Below are 17,426 nucleotides of genomic sequence, written 5' to 3'. Positions count from 1 at the left end.
CTGACCGACGGCTGTCTGACGAGGATATATTTCTCTGGCCGTCCAACTCCCCGTAATCAATGGACGAAGCGTTTCTGGACCTCGAATCGATTGAGGTCGAACTGGACGAGGAGTTGCTCGACGCGATTGACGACAAGGCGTTCGCCGACCACCGCGACAACCGGGACGCCGCAATCCGCGACCTGCTCGACGAGTGGCTGAAACAGCGAGCCACCGGAGACGCGGACGAGAGTGACTGAGCGGGGCCGAGGTCGGCTGTGTAACCGTCTACTCGATGGCGACGGTCGCGCCTAGCTCGGGCGCTGTCGCGTCGTAGCCGTCCTCGCGGAGCGTGGTCGCAAAGGCCTCACAGCGGTCGCCGTGGTTCACGAGTACCGGCGTGTCACGGTAGCTGTCGAGGAACTCAAACAACCCGTCGCGGTCGGCGTGTGCCGAGAAGTCGTACTGCTCGACGCGCGCGCTGACCGGCATAATCCGACCGTCTATCTCGGCGCTGCCGGTCTCTATGAGGTCCCGCCCCGGCGTCCCCTCGACCTGATACCCGGTCATGGTGATCTTGTTCATCGGATTCCCGCGGATTTCGGGGATGTACGTCATCGCCGGGCCGCCGGAGAGCATCCCACTGGTGGTGACGATGGCCGCCTTCTGGTCGGTGATGCGCTTTCGCTGGCCGTCCCTGCCTGTGACGAACCGCGCGTGGGACTTCGCCCGCTGGAGCGCGTCCGCGTCGCGGACGAACTCGGGGTACTGCCCAAGCATCTCGGTCACTTGTTTGCCCATCCCGTCCACGTAACAGGGGATGTCGTGCGCTTCGCAGATGAGCAGCATCTCCTGGGTTCGGCCGATGGCGAAAGCAGGCACGACGACGGTCCCGCCTTCCCAGAGCGTCGTTTCGACGCTCTCGACGAACCGCTCCTCGACTGTCTTCCTGGGTTCGTGGTCGACATCGGCGTAGGTGCTCTCACAGATAATCGCGTCCGCGTCGGGGCGTGCTGTCGTCCCCGAGACGAGGCGCTGGTCGTCGGTGTGGAAATCACCCGTGTACAGCAGTCGGGTGTCGCCATCGTCGACGAGGACGTGTGCGCTCCCCGGGATGTGGCCGGCGTTGTAGAACGTGACTTCGTAGCCGGCGGCCTCGAACGACTCGCGGTAGCCGTGGGTCTCTGACACCTGCGTGACCCGTCTGACGTTTGTCTCGGTGAACGGGCAGTTGACCGTCCCGCCGTGGAGTTTGAGCGTGTCCCGCGCGAGCGTCATCGCCAGTTCGTACGTCGGCGGCGTCCAGTGAATCGGCGGCCGCGCGTCGCCCGACACCAGCGCCGGGATGGTCCCGACGTGGTCCAGGTGGCCGTGCGAGACGACGACGGCGTCCGGAGACGGCGTTCGCACCGGAAACTGTGGCGGCGAGTCGGTCAACATCCCGAAATCCAGCAACAGCGACTCGTCGATGAGGACGGCACTCCGGCCGATCTCACCCGCCCCGCCGAGAAACTGCACATCCATTATGCGGACGGAAGCGTCGCGCCCGTTTCCGTTCGTCGGTTCTGACCGAACCGTGTTCTTAGCCACCGGACCGACGGAATATCTATGAACTAGAATATGACGATATCTGGACGTTTAGCCACTCTGAATTGTCAGGGGACTGTTTTCGGTTCCGGTATTGTGTGAAGATAACACGTCGACTGGGCAGTGTTATCACGCTAGCATAAACAATTATTATACTCGGGGCTCATTGTTCAGTTGTCATGGCGACACGCCAGCAACCCCCGACGACGTACCACACGTGCAGTTGCGGTGAGGAGTTCGACACGACGGAGGAACTCCTCGAACACGCACGAGAGGCACACGGGCTTAGCGTACACTGACTGGCGTCGCGCCGTTTTTCCATCCACGCAGAAACACCGACAGCGACAGGTCAGGACGTCTTGTCGATGTCCTGTCGCACGCTGAACCGCGCGTAGCCGCCGTGTGAGAGGTCAAGCGCACCCAGCCACCAGTTCCACCGCTCGGCGAGTTGATAGTCCTCGGGCGCGTCCGCGAGGTTGTCGACGACATCCCCCACCGTCAGCTCCGCCCCGAAGTCGGTCACGAACTGGTCCGATTCCGAGAGGTCCCGTGCCTGTCTGGCCACGACCGTGACGATATCGGGGTCGGCGTCGAAGGCGTCGCGGAGTTCCCGTTCGAGTTCCTTTCGGTCCACATTCGGGTGTACGACCCGCATCTGACTTGAATGTACGGTTGGGGACAACGCTGTATGTCGAGGTCGGCGACTGACTGTTCGGTGCGGAGCCCTGTCTCAGCGACGCTCTTGCTCTCGAACAACGCTACAAAAATCAGAAAGTAAGCCGTCACCGCTTCGATTCGAGGCTTCGTACGCTATCGCTTACTCGGCCTCGCCTTGCTTCACGGCTCCCGGTGGTCGCCGTTCCGCTACGAGGCCGATTCCTTCGCTACGCTGCTCGCGGACAAGGCCCGCTCGCTCAACCGAGATTCTCCCTGCGGTCGAATCTCGCGTCAGTCGTCCGCTTCGCCTTTCTCCGCGGCTCCCGTTGGTCGCCGCTTCGATTCGAGGCTTCGTGCGCTTGCGCTTACTCAGCCTCGCCTGTTCCACGGGTCGCCCTGCGGGCTCCCCGTTCCACTACGAAGCGAACTCCTTCGCTGCGCTTAGTCGTCCGCTTCGCCCTTCTCTATAGGCGCACCAACCAGATTGCCCCATTCGGTCCAGGAGCCGTCGTAGTTGATGGTGTCGTCGTAGCCCAGCAGTTCGTGCAGGGCGAACCAGGCGACGGAGGAGCGCTCACCGATGCGGCAGTAGGCGACCGTCGTGGAGTCGCCGTCGATGCCGTACTCGGCGTAGAGCGCTTCGAGTTCGTCGTAGTCCTTGAAGGTGCCGTCGTCGTTGGTGACGGCCGCCCAGGAGATGTTCTGGGCACCGGGTACGTGGCCGCCGCGCTGGGCGGTCTCCTGGAGTCCAGGGGGTGCGAGGATCTCGCCGGAGAACTCCTCGGGCGAGCGGACGTCGACGAGCGGCAGTTCACGCTCGATGGCGTTCTCGACGTCCTCTCGGTAGGCGCGGATGGACTCGCGCGGACCGGCGGCCTCGTAGTCGACTTCGGAGAACTCGGGCACTTCGTCGGTGAGTTCGTAGTCGTTCTCGACCCAGTACTCGCGGCCGCCGTCGAGGAGCTTCACGTCGTCGTGGCCGTAGTACTTGAACTGCCAGTATGTGTAGGCGGCGAACCAGTTGGAGTTGTCACCGTAGAGGACAACTGTCGAGTCCTCGCTGATGCCATGGGCACCGAGCAGGTCCTCGAAGTCGTCCTTGTCGAGGATGTCCCGCGTGGTCTGGTCCTGGAGGTCTGTCTCCCAGTTGAAGCCGATTGCGCCGGGTGCGTGGCTCTCGTCGTACAGTTCCGTGTCGACGTCCACCTCTACCAGTCGGTGGGCGGGGTCGTCGCTCTGGAACTCGTCCAGATGCTCGCTGACCCAGTCGGCCGAGACGAGCACGTCGTTAGCGTAGTCAGTCATAGTGCATCGAAGCGTAAGTCTACCAGACATATATTACCACGACTTTCGGCATGTTCGGCCACTCATCCACCCTGGCGGCATATATTACCCCTATTTGGAGGGGGCGAAAGACGGCGTTCCAGCGGTGGAGGGAATAAGGGCCATGGAGTACCATGTCCGGGACGGCTCGGTCTGTTCTCCCGCGAGAATGGGCAATATTTGCAACCACCTTCGACCGACTGCGATGGGAGTTTTCAAGCGGACAGAGCGGTAACGCCACGACAATGACTGATTTCGTCTCTGCGGAGTGGGTGGCGAGCCAGGACGAGGGTATCCGAATCGTCGACGTGCGCGACGCCTGGGAGTACGACGGCCTCGGCCACCTCCCGAATGCGGTGAGCGTGCCCTTCGATTCGTTCCGGGCAGACGAACACGGCGCGGAGTCCGACGCCGACGCTGGCGAAGGGATGCTCCCCGACAAAGGCGACTGGGCAGAGTTGCTCTCGGAGGCCGGCGTCTCCCCGGAGAGCGACATCGTCGCGTACGACGACCACCACGGCGTCTTCGCCGCGCGGTTCCTCGTCACGGCCGAACTATTCGGCCACGACCCCGACCGGCTCCATCTCCTCGACGGCGACTTCTCCAGTTGGCAACTGGAACGGGAAACGTCGAGCGAGTCGCCGGCCGTCGAGCCGACCGACTACGAGGTGACGCGTCCCGACTCGACGCCGCTGGTCGGCCCGGACGCGGTCGCTGACGCCGCGGACGACCCTGACGCGGTGCTGGTCGACACACGCGAGGACGGGGAGTACGACGAGGGCCACATCCCCGGTGCGGTCCTGCTGGACTGGCGGGACCTCGTCGACGACGAGACGCGGGGACTGCTTCCGAAAGACGAGGCACGATCCGTTCTCGAACGTGCGGGCATCGTCCCCGAGAAACGCGTCGTCCTCTACTGTAACACCGCCCGTCGCATCAGCCACACCTACGTCGTCTTGCGGCATCTCGGCTTCGAGCAGGTGGATTTCTACGAAGGGAGCCTGACCGAATGGGAGGCACAGGGGCGGCCGCTGGAGACAAACTGAGTCGGCGTCGCGACCGCTTACACAGTCCACACTACGTCAGTTGCTGCTGGTCTCCTTGCTGCTCGTTCGTCAACAGCGACGACAGTTCGACCAACAGCGCGATGACGACTGGCCCGGCGATAAAGCCGATGACGCCCAGCGTCAGCACGCCGCCGGTGAACCCGACGAAGTAGAGACTGGCCGGGAGGCCGGTCGTGTAGCGGGCGAGTTTCGGCCTGATGACTGCGTCGGGGAGGAAGCCGACGAAGACGAGGCCGAACACGGTCACCAGTATCGCGCCGGTGATGTTTCCGTTGATGAGGTCCGCGACAGCGATGGTAAGGACGACGACGCTGGGGCCGATGACGGGGACGAACTGCAGGATGCCGGCGACCACCGCCAGCGCGAACGCGCCCTGATAGCCCAGCAGCCAAAACACGACCCACGCCACGACGAAGGTCCCGAACGCCGTCGCCGCCTGGAGAACGTAAATCGCGTACAGCGTCCCCCGGAGTCGCTGATGGAGTCGGTTGACGACCTCGTGATACGACGCCGGCACCGTCCGATAGGCGGCCTTTTTCGGTGCCTGTGGCCGCCACAGCATCGCGTAGACGAGAATCGTAAACAGGACGGCTTTCAGCGCCAGGACGGGCGATTCTGCCGCGAGGTCGACTGCGAAATCCGTGAGTATCCGTCGCGCTGATAGCAACGTCGGCGCGATCTCGACCGGGTAGCTAAACCCGCCGACATCGATGGTCACCATCGGAGGGAGTTGCTGGAAGAACGAAAACAGGTCACGACGGCGGAGATACAGCACGGCCCCGAGCGGGACGACGATGAGTGTGCCGCTGACGAAGGCGATACCAGTCGTCACGGCCGCCGACACTCGCTTGTTGAGCCCGTGGCGCCCGAGCCACTTCGAGACGGGGAACAGGACGTATGCGACTGTGATTGCGAAGAATATCGTCGATAGCACTCGCGCGAGCAGGACTGTCGTCAGACAGCCGGTGAGAACGAGCAGGCCCGCGAGGACGTAGGTTCGTCGGCGTGTTACCACGCCCGTCCTTTTATATTGGTCGGTAAAAACGTTATCTGCACACACCAGTCGAGTAACAGGTCCGTCAGGACCGGGAGAACAGCGCCGCCAACTGCTCGCGGGAGAACAGCGTCGTCGGTCGGTCCATGTGGACGCCGATCTCGCCCTCGAAGGCCTTCATCCCGGCTTTCTGTATCGGCTCCGGCGCGGAGTAGCCGGCCCGAACCGCATGGCCCAGACGGATCTCCTGCCGGAGATCGTCGCGCCACGCTCGCTCGTACTCGCCCAGCGTCGCCGGGTCCCCGGGGTCGATTTCCCGGGCCGCGTGGTCGGCCGCGGTCATGCCGTAGCGGATGCCGCCGCCGGTGAAGGGCTTGGTCTGTGCCGCGGCGTCGCCGACGAGGAACGACCGCCGACCGGTGACCCGCTTCGGCGGGCCGATGGGAATGAGCCCCGAGCACCGGCGGTCGGTCTCGACGCCGTAGCCGTCGACGAACTCTTCGAAGCGGCCGCGGGCGTCATCCCCTGGCGGCACGGCCAGCCCGTACTCGACGCCGGCCTCGCCCCGCGGGATGCGCCAGGCGAAAAAGCGAGGCACAGTGAGGTGCACGTCGACGAAGTCGCCGTGGTCCACCTCGTCGCTGAACCCGAGCACGCCGTGGAGCAGTTCGTCGGGCTCCGGCAGGTCCAGTTCCCGCCGGACGCGGCTCTTCGGGCCGTCACAGCCGGCAACCATTTTCGCTCGGTGCGTCTCGACGCCGTCGTCGCCCCGGACCTCCACGGTGACGCCGTCGCGGTCCTCGGTGACGCCAACGACAGAATGCTCCTCGCGAACGTCCGCGCCTGCGTCGCGGGCCAACCCCGCGAGGTGCTTGTCCAGGCCGACGCGGTCGATGACGTTCGAGATGACCTCGTCCTTGTAGAATGGGTGGTCTTGGCTCCCGGGGCCGCCGGTGTGGAACCGCGCGCCGGAGATCTCGTTCTGGAACAGTTCGTCGCGGGCGTCCTCGGTGAAATCCCAGATATCTGTACTCACATGGCCCGAGCAGGCCAGCGGCTTGCCGATCTCCCCCTGTTCGAACACCACCACGTCGAGCCCCCGACTCGCCGCCTGGCGCGCGTACCGGGACCCAGCCGGACCCGCGCCGACCACCACAACATCGTGCATACACGTTCTCTCGGTGTCACGAACCAAATACCTTCTCGATTCAGACGGCTGTTGTACCCGTTTTCCGGACGACCGCCGGGTCAGCTATCCGTCTCAGGGACTCGCGAATGAGCCTGTTTCTCGGCTAACCGCCGAAACGGCCGTCGCGTCACCAGCCGAAGCAGGGCGTATTTGTCGGTGTAGCCCCTGTCACCGCCCATGGCAGAGTACCAGCCCGGCGTCTGCAACATCGGGGCGAACCAGCGCCGTGCCCGCCGACTGTCGGCCATTGCTTCGTTTGCAGTCGCCATCGGTATCGCCCTCGCCACCACCCTCGGCGCGATACCCGACCTGTCGCTGTGGGCGGCTATTCCCTTTGTTTTCGGCGGGTACGTCGGCGCGCTGCAGGATTACTTCCGGTTCTGCGTCGCCTTCGGGGCACTCGCCCGCTACGACCTCTCCGGGTCGGGCGGCTCCAGCGGGCGCGTTGACGCGAGCGAGGCTGTTCGCGCCGACCGGCGAAAGGCGGCGAAGATTCTCCTGCTCGCGACCGTTGCGACGGCCGTGACGAGTGGTCTCGGTGCCGTTTTGCTCCGACTGGCGTAGCTGCGGACGGACTCTGATGCCGGCCACTTGCTCGGCCGCCCCTCACACGACGGCTAGTCCGCTCGGGACCTGGTCGTACTCGGCTGGCCAGCCCACGCCGTCGGGACCCTCCCGAGTCCACGTCTCCCCGCGCTGCGACTGGAACAGGCCGTAGTTCGTCAACGCGAGGAAGCCGTCGTCCGGGTCGGCGGTGAGAATCGGCCGGGCCAGTCCCGCCGGCCCCGGTAGACCGTCCATCGACTGTCTCCACCGGTCACCACCCCATCGATACACGTAGCTCTCGCCGCTGGTGCTGTGGGCCGACCGAGGGCCGCTGGCCGCCGAGACGACGATGCAGTCCGGATCGTCAGGATGGACGGCTAGCCCCCACACGTACCGATGTTCTAATCCTTCCTGCGGGTGGGTCCATGTCTCGCCGCGGTCGGTCGACAGCGCGTAGCCGTCACCGGCGGCGGTGTACACCCGGTCCGGGGCGTCGGGGTGGGTCGCCAGCGTGTGGTTGTCCCGCCGCGCGCCGTCGGGGTGGTCGACCCACCTCTCGCCGCCGTCGGGACTGCGGACGAACGCGCCGGCCTCGATGGCGGCGTACACCTGCTCCGGGTCGTCCGGCGCGAGGGCGATCCACCGGACGTGGTGGGTGTCGGGCCGCGGCGGGAACGACCACCGCGAAGCCGAGTCCAGTTCCGTCAGCCCGGAGTTCTCAGTCCACGTCTCTCCACCGTCGGTCGACTGATAGACCGCGCTCGGCTCCGTCCCGGCCCACACCACGTCGGCGTCGTGTGGGCTGACTGTGACGCTCGTCACGCGGTCCCCGGCGTCAAGGGCCGACTCCCACGTCGCTCCGCCATCGGTCGTCCGCTGGAGGCCAGCAGCGGCGGTTCCCACGAAGGCACGCCCCAATTCGGCCGCTCCTGCAGCGACACACTCGATATTGTGGCCGAGGAGGCCGTCGTCCCAGCCGCTGTGGCCGTCGCCGACGAGGACGCGATCACCGAGCGCAGCGTAGGCGGTGTGCATGGCCGACTGTACGACGCCCGAGCCAAGAACACTGGCGGTGTCAGCGACTGACCGACCGCGTCAACGCGAAGACGTACAGCGCGGCGAAGCAGCCGCCGAGCTTAGTCGTCGGCGGCGACCGTTTCGGTCCCGATCCGGCGGTCGAGGAAGCCATCGAGCAGGCGGAACAGCCGCGTTTTCTGCTCGATGTCGGAAGAGGCGTGGCCCTCCTCGCCGAGTTCCCGATACTCGAAATCGCCGTCCGGTCCCTCGGTGTAGCCGGCGGCTTCGAGCGCGTCGCGGAACAGGCGGGCCTGCGAGACGGGGACCCGGCGGTCGTTGACGCCGTGGACGATGAACAGCGGGGCGTCGAGGTTATCGGCGTGGGTGACGGGCGACCGCTCCTCGTACAGGGCCGGGTTCTCCGCCGGGGTGCCCATGTTCTTCTCCATGAGCTCAGTCCGGTAGTGTGGCATCGTGTTCTCGTACTGGTCTTCGAGGTCCGTGAGGCCGATCCAGGCGACGCCGGCGTCGTACAGGTCAGGGTACTGGACCATTTGCCAGTACGCCGAGTAGCCGCCGTAGGAGCCGCCGAAGACGACGACGCGGTCCTCGTCTACCCACTCACGCGTCGCGAGGACGTGCTCGGCGGCCGAGGCCACGTCGCCCTGCTCGGCCCCGCCCCAGTCGTCGTACAGTTCGCGGATGAACTCGCGGCCGTGGCCGGTCGAGCCCCGGTAGTTCACCTGCAACACCGAGAAGCCCCGGTGGACGAGGAACTGCGTGTAGAGGTCGAAAGACTTGCTGTCCATCCCGCGCGGGCCGCCGTGGGGATTCACGATGAGCGGCGACGGCCGCTCGCCAGAATCGTAGAGGAGACAGCCGATCTCCAGCGTGTTGTAAGGGTCGTACTCGACTGCGGCCTGCCACGTCTCTGGGACGCCGTCGGACTCGATGGCGAAGTACTCGGCGTCGGCGAAGGCCTCGGGCGAGAACGGTCCGTACTCCGCCTCGACGAGAGTCGTCGTTTCGTCGGCGGTGAGGTCGTAGGCGAGCAGTTCGGGCCGGTTCGTCGGCGTTGTGTGGAGCGTCAGCAAGCGGTCCCCGGAAAGCACCGGGTCGCCGCCCATCATGCCGAAGGAGGCGACGCCCTCGGGCAGGTCGAGTTCGCGCTCCTCGCCGGATTCGATGCCGTACACGACGGGCACCTTCGTGGCCTCACGGGTCCGAACGGCCAAGAACCGCTCACCGTCGGGCAGGAACGCCTGTGGCTCCTCCTCGTACTCACCACCGAACCACGTTACCTCGTCCGTCTCCAGGTCGTAGACGCCGCTCCGGGACAGGTCGTCGCTGTTGTCCACGACCAGCAGGCGGTCGCCGTCGGGTCCCCAGTCGGCCGGGGCGGCCTCCGCGCCGGTGACACCGATTTCGAGGGGCTTCGGGTTTGCCCCGTCAGCGTCGCTCACGTACACGTCCATGTTGTCGAAGTCGTCGGTCTCGTTGGTCGTGTACGCCAGCTGCGAGCCGTCGGGTGAGAGGATGCCCGTGTGAACCGCGCGGTCGTAATCGGTCAGCTTCGCCGTCTCGCCGCTCGCGAGGTCGTGGCCGTAGAGGTTCATCTGGCCGTCGCGTGTCGACCCCAGAAGCAGCGTCTCGCCGTCCTCGCCCACGTCCTGTATCACCACCTGCCCGTCCATCTCGACGACTGCCTCGACCGACCCGTCGCGGTCGATGGCGTACACGTCGTTCTGTTCGTTGCCGTCGTCGTCGAGGTGGAAGAACACCCGCTCGCCATCGGCTCCCCACTCGACGTGCCAGCGGGCGTTCCGTGGCACCTCGCCGTCGCTCCACTGCTCGCAGGTCCCGCTCTCGACATCGAGGATGTGGAGTTCGTTGCGCCCGCTCACGTCGTAGTAGAAGGCCACTTCGTCGCCGTCGGGGGACGCCGTCGGATGGGCCAGCGTCGGGAGTCCGGCGAGTTCCTCCAGTACCGTTTCGGGGTCCGTTTCACCGCTTTCAGGGTCGGACATACGACGTGTGCTAACTCCGGATAGATTGTAGTTGTTCTGCCGACACGAGAGCGCATGTGGTCTGGATTACTGTTCCTGTCGCCTCCGATGGGCGGTACCCACAGACAGACTACGGCGTCCACCAGCGCAGGCCGACCATCACGAACACGATTGCCAGTTGCAACAGCCCCTGCAGGCCGCCCAGCTTGGCGTTTCGCATCCCTATCTCGGAGACGAGCTCAACGTCCGGGTTCTCGGAGACGACCTGCCGGTAGATGCGGATTTCGCCGGGGAGGATGACGCCGAAGCCCTGCACGGACAGCAGGGTCACGATAGCGAGCGTCGCGACGATCCACCACGAGGTCATCGCGAAGGCCGGCAGCGTGGCCGCCAGATACGCGCCGGAACCAACGACGGCGACGCCGAGGACGCCCAGCGTCTTCGGGTCGGTCAGCGCATCGAACTGGGAGCCGATGAGGAGGACGACCGGAATCAGCGTCGCGGCGGTCAGCAGCGCCAGCCACGGGTCGGCGTTGGGGAACTTCCCGAGCCTGAGCGCCAGCAGGATGCCGCCGGCGATGGTCACCGTCGCCAGTGTCGGCATCAGGAACGTCATCTTGGGCGTGAACGAGGCGAAGAAGTCGGCCCGTGCCTCAGATTCCTGGCCGCCAAGCACTGGTCCCAACACGAGCCCCATGAACAGGTCGATGCCGGTCCACAGCACCCCAGCCATCACATGTACGTAGGTTAGCGCCCGGATGTTGCCGCTGGCGACGGCCCCCGCAAACGCAATGAGCGGGACTGCGACTGCGCCCACGGCAAAGGCCGGGTTCGCCTGCTTCGCCAGCCCACCGATACCCCGTTTCCGCTCGATGCGGTCCGCTGTCGACTGCGCCATAGCTGGCTATATCAGGTTTCGCCGTCGACTAAAACGTGGTGGCAGGTGCGGAGATTTATCCCGGAACACGGCATCACTCTCAGGTATGACCGCACGCTTAATACGATGCAATACGTTGCATTTCGCATGGAGAACGTCACTACTCGAATGAGCGATACGGAACTCGATCTGGTGGCGCGTCTCGCTGAGGCGAAAGGAGAGAGTCGGAGCGACGCGATCCGACAGGCGATCCGGCAAGGCGCTCGCGAGGAACTCATTCGGGTCGCCCTCCAGCGCTATCAGGACGGAGCGGTCGGGATGCGCGGTGCGGCGGAGTTGGCAGGGCTCACCATCGCGGAGATGATGGCTGAAGCGAACGACCGCGGAGTTCTGTCGAACTACGACGAGGTCGATCTGGCTGACGACGTAGACGCACTTCGATGATCTGGAACGGGCGGGTCGTACTTCTTGATGCGAGCGTTATTATTACATTAGCTGAAACCGGGTCGATTGATTTACTCGATTCCGTGCGTGGAGGATTGGTCGTCCCTCGGGCGGTAAAATTCGAGATCTCGAAAGAGCCTGCTAAATCAGCACTCGACACCTGCATAGATGAAGGGAGTATCGTTCAAACTAATATTCTCGCCTGGGCCGGAGAGGAAGATCAAGATGAACTCGTTTCCGATTCAGCGGCTCGACTCGGGAACGATCCTGGGTCAGTAATCGATACCGAAAGAAAAGTTCCAATGATCGTCGACGGCGATGTTGCACTGCTCACCGGCGCTCGACTTGCGGACGAGTGTGTCGTCATCACCGATGACAAACCGCTCCGGAAGGCTTGTAAGTCAATATCGCTACCGGTTTCGGGGACAATCGGTGTACTCGTCCGTGCCGTGGAAACCGGGGATATCGATCCAGACGCCGCAAAGGAGACGCTCTATGCGATGGATGAAGTCGGAGCCCGCCTCAGTGCGAGTCTCGTGAAGCGAGCGGAGCGATTGATCGACGACGCGGCCAATTAGTCGTCGTCCGCAGCCGGCTGTTCGGCCGATAGCTCGCGGTCTGCTCGCGGCCCCTCAAGCTCGACGTTCGGCAGGAGGTCACGGAGGTACTGCCCGGTGTAGGACGCCTCGGTCCGGGCCACGTCCTCCGGGGTGCCCTCGGCGACGAGTTCGCCGCCGTTCTCGCCGCCCTCCGGCCCGAGGTCGATTATGTGGTCGGCGTTTTTCACCAGGTCGAGTTCGTGCTCGATGACAACCACCGTGTTGCCGTCGTCGGTGAGCCGGTGGAGCACGTCGATGAGCTTGCGCTCGTCCTCAGGGTGGAGCCCGGTCGTGGGTTCGTCAAGCAGGTACAGCGTCTCGCCGGAGTCCTTCTTGCCGAGTTCCTCGGCGAGCTTGACGCGCTGGGCCTCGCCGCCGGAGAGCGTGGTCGAAGGCTGGCCCAGCCGCATGTAGTCCAGGCCCACGTCCTTCAGGAGTTCCAGCCGGCGGCGAATCCCCGAATGGCTCTCGAAGAAGTCGTAGGCCTCCTCGACGGTCATCTCCAGCACGTCGGCGATGGTCGCGCCCTTGTAGGTCACGTCCAGCGTCTCGTCGTTGTAGCGCGCGCCGCCACACTCCTCGCAGGGCACCGTCACGTCCGAGAGGAAGTTCATGTCGATGGTGACCGTCCCCTGGCCGCCACAGCCCTCACAGCGGCCGCCCTTGACGTTGAACGAGAACCGGCCGACCTCGTAGCCGCGCTGTTTCGCCAGGTTCGTCTCGGCGAACAGCTCCCGGATGTGGTCGAAGACGTTGGTGTACGTCGCCGGGTTCGAGCGAGGGGTGCGGCCGATGGGCGACTGGTCGATGAGCCGCACCGTCTCGATGTCGTCGAGGCCGTCGATGGCGTCGTGTTCGCCCGGGTTCACGTCAGTATCGTTCATCCGACGGACAACGCCCTTGTACAGCACGTCGTGCATCAGCGTCGACTTCCCGGAGCCGGAGACGCCTGTGATGGCGGTGAAGGTCCCCAGCGGGATGGACACGTCGAGGTCCGCGAGGTTGTGCTGGCGAGCGCCCCGAACCGTAATTTCGCCGTCGGAATCCCGGCGGCTGTCGGGGACCGGAATCGTCCGCTCGCCCGAGAGGTACTTCCCGGTCACCGACTCGTCGGTGTCGATGAGGTCGTCCATCGGGCCGTTGACGACGACCTCGCCGCCGCGCTTGCCCGGCCCCGGCCCCATGTCGATGATGGTGTCAGCCCGACGCATCGTCTCGGTGTCGTGTTCGACCACCAGCAGGGTGTTGCCGAGGTCCCGGAGCTCTTCGAGCGTGTTCAGCAGCCGGTCGTTGTCCCGCTGGTGCAGCCCAATGGAGGGCTCGTCGAGGACGTAGAGGACGCCGACGAGGCCGCTCCCAATCTGGGTCGCCAGCCGAATCCGCTGGCTCTCGCCGCCAGAGAGCGTCGATGCCTCGCGGTCCAGCGTCAGGTAGTCCAGCCCGACCTCGGTCATGAAGCCAAGGCGGGCCCGGATTTCCTTGAGGATCTCCTCGGCGATCTTTCGGTCGCGGGCCGAGAGGGTCTCTTCCATGCCCTCGAAGTGCGCCAGCGCGTCGCTGATGGACATCTCGTTGACCTCGGTTATCGAGGTGCCGTCCACGAGGACCGCCCGCGACTCGGCTTTGAGTCGCGTCCCCTCGCAGGCCGGGCACGTCGTCGTGGCCATGAACTCCTCGATGTGTTCGCGGGCGCGGTCCGAATCCGTCTCGACGTGTCGCCGCTCCAGGTTGGGGATGACGCCCTCGAAGCGCTCGGTCTTCTCTCGGGTGCCGTTCTTCGTTCGCCACTCGAAGTGGACCTGGCTGTCGGTCCCGTAGAGGAACTGCCGCCGGATGGACTCGTCTAGCTCCTCGAACGGTGTCGAGAGGTCCACGCCGAAGTGCTCGGCGACGTTGTCCAGTTGCCGCGAGTAGTACGTCCGGTCGTAGCTCCAGGGCTCGAAGACGTGCTTGAGCGGCTTCGTCGGGTCGGTGATGACGAGGTCCTCGCTGACCTCTTTCGTCTCGCCCAACCCCTCACACTCCGGGCAGGCTCCGTGGGGTGAGTTGAACGAGAACGACCGCGTCTCTATTTCGGAGATATCGATGCCACAGTGGGTACAGGCCAGATCCTCGGAGAGTTCGACGACGACACGATCCGAGGAGGCTCCGTCGCCTTCCTCGTCCCCGTCGGCGAGGTCGCCGGTGGCTCTGGCATCCGACCCACCGAGCGTCTCCGCAGCGCCCGCCGCCGGGTCTGGCAGGATGACCTTCAGCGTCCCGTCGGCCTCTTCGAGCGCGGTCTCGACGGAGTCCGTGATGCGCGAGCGGGCGTCCGGCGAGATCTTCACGCGGTCCACGACCACGTCGACCGTGTGGTCGTAGTTCTCGTCCAGTTCAGGTCGGTCCATCGTGAGGTCGAACTCCTCGCTGTCGACCTCGACGCGGCTGTACCCCTCGCTCACGAGGTCGTCGAACAGGTCTTCGAAGGCCCCCTTCTGGTCGCGGACGACCGGCGCACACAGCTTGGCGCGGGTCCCCTCGGGGAGTTCCAGAATCCGGGAGACCATGTTCTGTGCGGACTGCTCACCGACCTCGCGGCCACACTCCGGACAGTGGGGCGTGCCGACGCGCGCGTAGAGCAAACGGAGGTAGTCGTGCAGTTCAGTGACGGTCCCGACCGTCGAGCGGGGGTTGTTGGCCGCGTTCTTCTGGTCGATAGAGATGGCCGGTGACAGGCCCTCGACGTTCTCGACCTGTGGCTTGTCCATCTGCCCCAGGAAGTTCCGTGCGTAGGCGGAGAGCGATTCGATGTAGCGCCGCTGGCCCTCGGCGTACACCGTCTCGAATGCGAGCGAGGATTTGCCCGACCCCGACAGCCCGGTGACGACTGTCAGTTCCTCGCGGGGAATCTCCACGTCGACGTCCTTGAGGTTGTGTTCCTCGGCCCCTCGGACCTCGATTATATCCTTGCTCATTCTTGGATTTTACTTGGTCGGTAGGCGGGAAACCCTGTCGGTTCGGGTCTCGGCGGCGGACTCCTTGCGTGGGCCTATTTTTATTTTGAACAGTGTGGCGAAAGATTTACCACGAATATCGAATATGAGATTGGTATGGGAACGAGCGACTACGATATCACCGGAATCGACCTCTCCGACGACAGCTACACAGTCGAACAGAGCCTGATACGCAGCAAGTACAAAGCCATGGACGCCGCCGGGAACGTCGTCCTCCGCGGGAAACAGAAGATGATGAAGATGAAAGAGGAGTTCCCGTTCGTCGACGCAAACGACAACGAGGTGTTCCAGGTCAAGGCCGGCGGCATCATCGACGTGGCCGGTAACTACGTGCTGACCGACTCCAAGACCGGCGAGGACATCGTCATCCTCGACAACGACTACTCCATCTTCCAAGATACGTGGAAGATTCGGGACGCCAGTACCGAGGCGAAGATCGCCGAAATCAACTCTCAAGGCGCGCTCGTGACCATCGCCCGCAACGTCGTCCCGTTCGGCGGGTGGATCCCCCACAAGTACGAGATCACCGACCAGGACGGCAACCACGTCGGCAACATCGACGGGCAGTTCTCGCTGAAAGACCGCTACGAGATCACCATCGACGACGCCAGCACGGTCCCCAAGGAGCCGATCATCGCCGCAGCGATGGTCATCGACGCCATTCAGGGGAACTAATCGATCTGCGGGCACCGGAATCCTTCTTGCCCTGGCTCCCGCAGGGACGGCTATGCGCCGCCGGACGGTCCTCCGACGACTCGCCCTCGCAGGAACAGGTGTCGGTCTGGCTACGGGGACGACCCGTGGCCATCCGTCGCCGACCGGTGACGGGACGGCCGAGCCAGCGGCCTCCGACACCCCGGTCGGCGAGGACCCGCTGGGCGTGCTGGAGATGGAGACGGTGTACGAGGTCGTTACCAGCCCCGACGGACACACGGCCTACGTCGCGACGGGCGACGGCGTCGCGCTCGTCGACCTCGTCACGCCGACCAGTCCGCGACCGCTCAGCCGACGGACGGACCTGCTGGCCGACAGTGACAACGGACCGATACAGCGCGTGCAGGACCTCGCTGTCAGCGGCTCGCGGTTGCTGGCCGCTGGGCCGGCCCACCCCGCCGATGGTGCCCACGGCTTCGTCGTCTTCGACGTGAGCGACAGGCGGGACCCGACACGAATCGCGGGCCTCGAACTGGACACGCGTATCCACAACTGCCACTTCGACGGCCGTTACGCCTATCTGACCGCGAACGACCGCGACGGTAACCCCTTGCTCGTCGTCGACACTGAAACTGAGCAGGAAGTCGGCGAGTGGTCGCTGTTAGACGCCGGTGACGCCTGGGCCGACGTGCCGACCAGCCTCTGGCCGCTGCACGACGTGTGGGTGCAGCACGACCGGGCGTATCTGGCGTACTGGGACGGCGGGACGTGGATTGTCGACGTATCAGACCCGAGTGATATCTCGTTGGTAGCGAACGTCCGCGGCCGGACTCCCGAGGACCTCGTCGCCATCGAGGACCCGGGAACCGAGCGGAGCGAACCGCCGGGCAACGACCACTTCGTGACGGTCGACGAGGACGCGTCGCTGCTGGGCGTCGGCGGCGAGTCGTGGGACCTCAGTGACGACGGCAGCGGCGGCCCGAGCGGCATCGACCTGTACGACATCAGCGACCCGGACGACGCCGAGCTGCTGTCGACGCTCGACCCACCGCCGACCTCGGACCCCACGCCGGGGGGCATCCTCACGACGGCACACAACTTCGAACTGACCGACAACCGCTGTTACTCCGCGTGGTACAACGGCGGCGTCCGCGTTCACGACCTGACGGACCCGACCGCCCCCGAACAGGTTTTCGAGTGGCGAAACACCGACGCGACTTCCTTCTGGACCGCCCAGCGGGCCGCCGGCTGTTTCGTCGCCGGGAGCACGAACGCGAGTCAGGGGACGGAGGTCCAGCCCGCGCTGTACACGTTCCCGGACCCGCGGATACGGACGCCGACGGCCGACGCGTCGGCTACGGACGCCGGGGCCGGTGGCACTGACGGCACCTCCCTCGGTGTCGGCGGCCCCGGCTTCGGCGTCGGCTCGGCGCTGGCTGCAGTCGGGCTGGCAGCCTGGCGCGCCCGACGCCGGCACGACTGACGCCGCGT

At 65.1% G+C, this 17,426-nt stretch carries 16 protein-coding genes; 7 read left to right on the top strand and 9 right to left on the bottom strand.

What is annotated here, in order from left to right; all coding sequences use genetic code 11:
- Positions 1-59: 59 nt before the first annotated feature.
- Positions 60-239, top strand: a complete 180-nt coding sequence (locus tag VI340_RS12325; protein ID WP_050037068.1) for a ribbon-helix-helix protein, CopG family — start codon at positions 60-62, stop codon at positions 237-239.
- A 28-nt stretch (positions 240-267) separates the two neighbouring features.
- Here the strand turns inward: VI340_RS12325 and VI340_RS12320 are convergent, their stop codons facing one another.
- The 3 genes from VI340_RS12320 to VI340_RS12310 form a co-directional block, all read right to left on the bottom strand.
- The gene (locus VI340_RS12320) at positions 268-1,503 is read right to left on the bottom strand and encodes an MBL fold metallo-hydrolase (protein ID WP_336328924.1); all 1,236 of its coding nucleotides are present in this window, start codon (positions 1,501-1,503) and stop codon (positions 268-270) included.
- A gap of 412 nt (positions 1,504-1,915) precedes the next feature.
- The gene (locus tag VI340_RS12315; RefSeq protein ID WP_008307932.1) at positions 1,916-2,221 is read right to left on the bottom strand and encodes a hypothetical protein; all 306 of its coding nucleotides are present in this window, start codon (positions 2,219-2,221) and stop codon (positions 1,916-1,918) included.
- Between the two features lie 443 nt (positions 2,222-2,664).
- Positions 2,665-3,528, bottom strand: a complete 864-nt coding sequence (locus VI340_RS12310) for a sulfurtransferase (protein ID WP_008307934.1) — start codon at positions 3,526-3,528, stop codon at positions 2,665-2,667.
- Positions 3,529-3,791: 263 nt separating this feature from the next.
- Between VI340_RS12310 and VI340_RS12305 the strand changes: the two genes are divergently transcribed.
- A complete protein-coding gene (locus VI340_RS12305) occupies positions 3,792-4,592 on the top strand; it encodes a sulfurtransferase (protein WP_008307935.1) in 801 nt (266 codons plus the stop codon).
- 31 nt (positions 4,593-4,623) lie between these two features.
- Here VI340_RS12305 and VI340_RS12300 read toward each other — a convergent pair whose 3' ends face one another.
- Positions 4,624-5,628 (bottom strand): AI-2E family transporter, encoded by a 1,005-nt coding sequence (locus VI340_RS12300; protein WP_008307936.1) that lies wholly within the window; start codon positions 5,626-5,628, stop codon positions 4,624-4,626.
- A gap of 64 nt (positions 5,629-5,692) precedes the next feature.
- Positions 5,693-6,775, bottom strand: a complete 1,083-nt coding sequence (locus tag VI340_RS12295) for a geranylgeranyl reductase family protein (RefSeq protein WP_336358443.1) — start codon at positions 6,773-6,775, stop codon at positions 5,693-5,695.
- 198 nt (positions 6,776-6,973) lie between these two features.
- Between VI340_RS12295 and VI340_RS12290 the strand changes: the two genes are divergently transcribed.
- Positions 6,974-7,360, top strand: coding sequence for a hypothetical protein (locus VI340_RS12290; RefSeq protein WP_336358442.1), 387 nt, complete (start codon positions 6,974-6,976; stop codon positions 7,358-7,360).
- 42 nt (positions 7,361-7,402) lie between these two features.
- On the opposite strand, the gene VI340_RS12285 is transcribed toward VI340_RS12290, so the two are convergent.
- From VI340_RS12285 to VI340_RS12275, 3 genes are all read right to left on the bottom strand, one after another.
- Positions 7,403-8,377 (bottom strand): WD40/YVTN/BNR-like repeat-containing protein, encoded by a 975-nt coding sequence (locus tag VI340_RS12285; RefSeq protein ID WP_008307949.1) that lies wholly within the window; start codon positions 8,375-8,377, stop codon positions 7,403-7,405.
- Positions 8,378-8,478: 101 nt separating this feature from the next.
- A complete protein-coding gene (locus VI340_RS12280; RefSeq protein WP_336358441.1) occupies positions 8,479-10,386 on the bottom strand; it encodes a S9 family peptidase in 1,908 nt (635 codons plus the stop codon).
- 109 nt (positions 10,387-10,495) lie between these two features.
- Positions 10,496-11,263 carry a hypothetical protein gene (locus VI340_RS12275; RefSeq protein ID WP_008307953.1) on the bottom strand — a complete coding sequence of 256 codons (768 nt, stop codon included), beginning with the start codon at positions 11,261-11,263 and terminating at the stop codon, positions 10,496-10,498.
- Between the two features lie 126 nt (positions 11,264-11,389).
- On the opposite strand from VI340_RS12275, the gene VI340_RS12270 reads away from it, so the two are divergent.
- Complete coding sequence (locus tag VI340_RS12270; protein ID WP_008307955.1) at positions 11,390-11,686, top strand: UPF0175 family protein; 297 nt, start codon at positions 11,390-11,392, stop codon at positions 11,684-11,686.
- Positions 11,683-12,264 (top strand): DUF3368 domain-containing protein, encoded by a 582-nt coding sequence (locus VI340_RS12265; RefSeq protein WP_336358440.1) that lies wholly within the window; start codon positions 11,683-11,685, stop codon positions 12,262-12,264. Before VI340_RS12270 ends, VI340_RS12265 begins: the two co-directional genes overlap by 4 nt.
- On the opposite strand, the gene uvrA is transcribed toward VI340_RS12265, so the two are convergent.
- Entirely contained in the window at positions 12,261-15,242 is a 2,982-nt protein-coding gene (gene uvrA / locus VI340_RS12260; protein WP_336358439.1) for an excinuclease ABC subunit UvrA, read from the bottom strand. The genes VI340_RS12265 and uvrA overlap by 4 nt on opposite strands.
- A 135-nt stretch (positions 15,243-15,377) precedes the next feature.
- Here uvrA and VI340_RS12255 point away from each other — a divergent pair, with 135 nt between their 5' ends.
- The gene (locus VI340_RS12255; RefSeq protein ID WP_008307958.1) at positions 15,378-15,956 is read left to right on the top strand and encodes an LURP-one-related/scramblase family protein; all 579 of its coding nucleotides are present in this window, start codon (positions 15,378-15,380) and stop codon (positions 15,954-15,956) included.
- Between the two features lie 52 nt (positions 15,957-16,008).
- A complete protein-coding gene (locus VI340_RS12250; RefSeq protein WP_336358438.1) occupies positions 16,009-17,418 on the top strand; it encodes an LVIVD repeat-containing protein in 1,410 nt (469 codons plus the stop codon).
- Positions 17,419-17,426 lie beyond the last annotated feature (8 nt).

Source organism: Haloarcula sp. CGMCC 1.6347 (assembly GCF_037078395.1).
Lineage (GTDB): Archaea > Halobacteriota > Halobacteria > Halobacteriales > Haloarculaceae > Haloarcula > Haloarcula amylolytica.
Note: the sequence above shows the minus strand (reverse complement) of the source record. Positions and strands in the feature narration are given on the sequence as shown.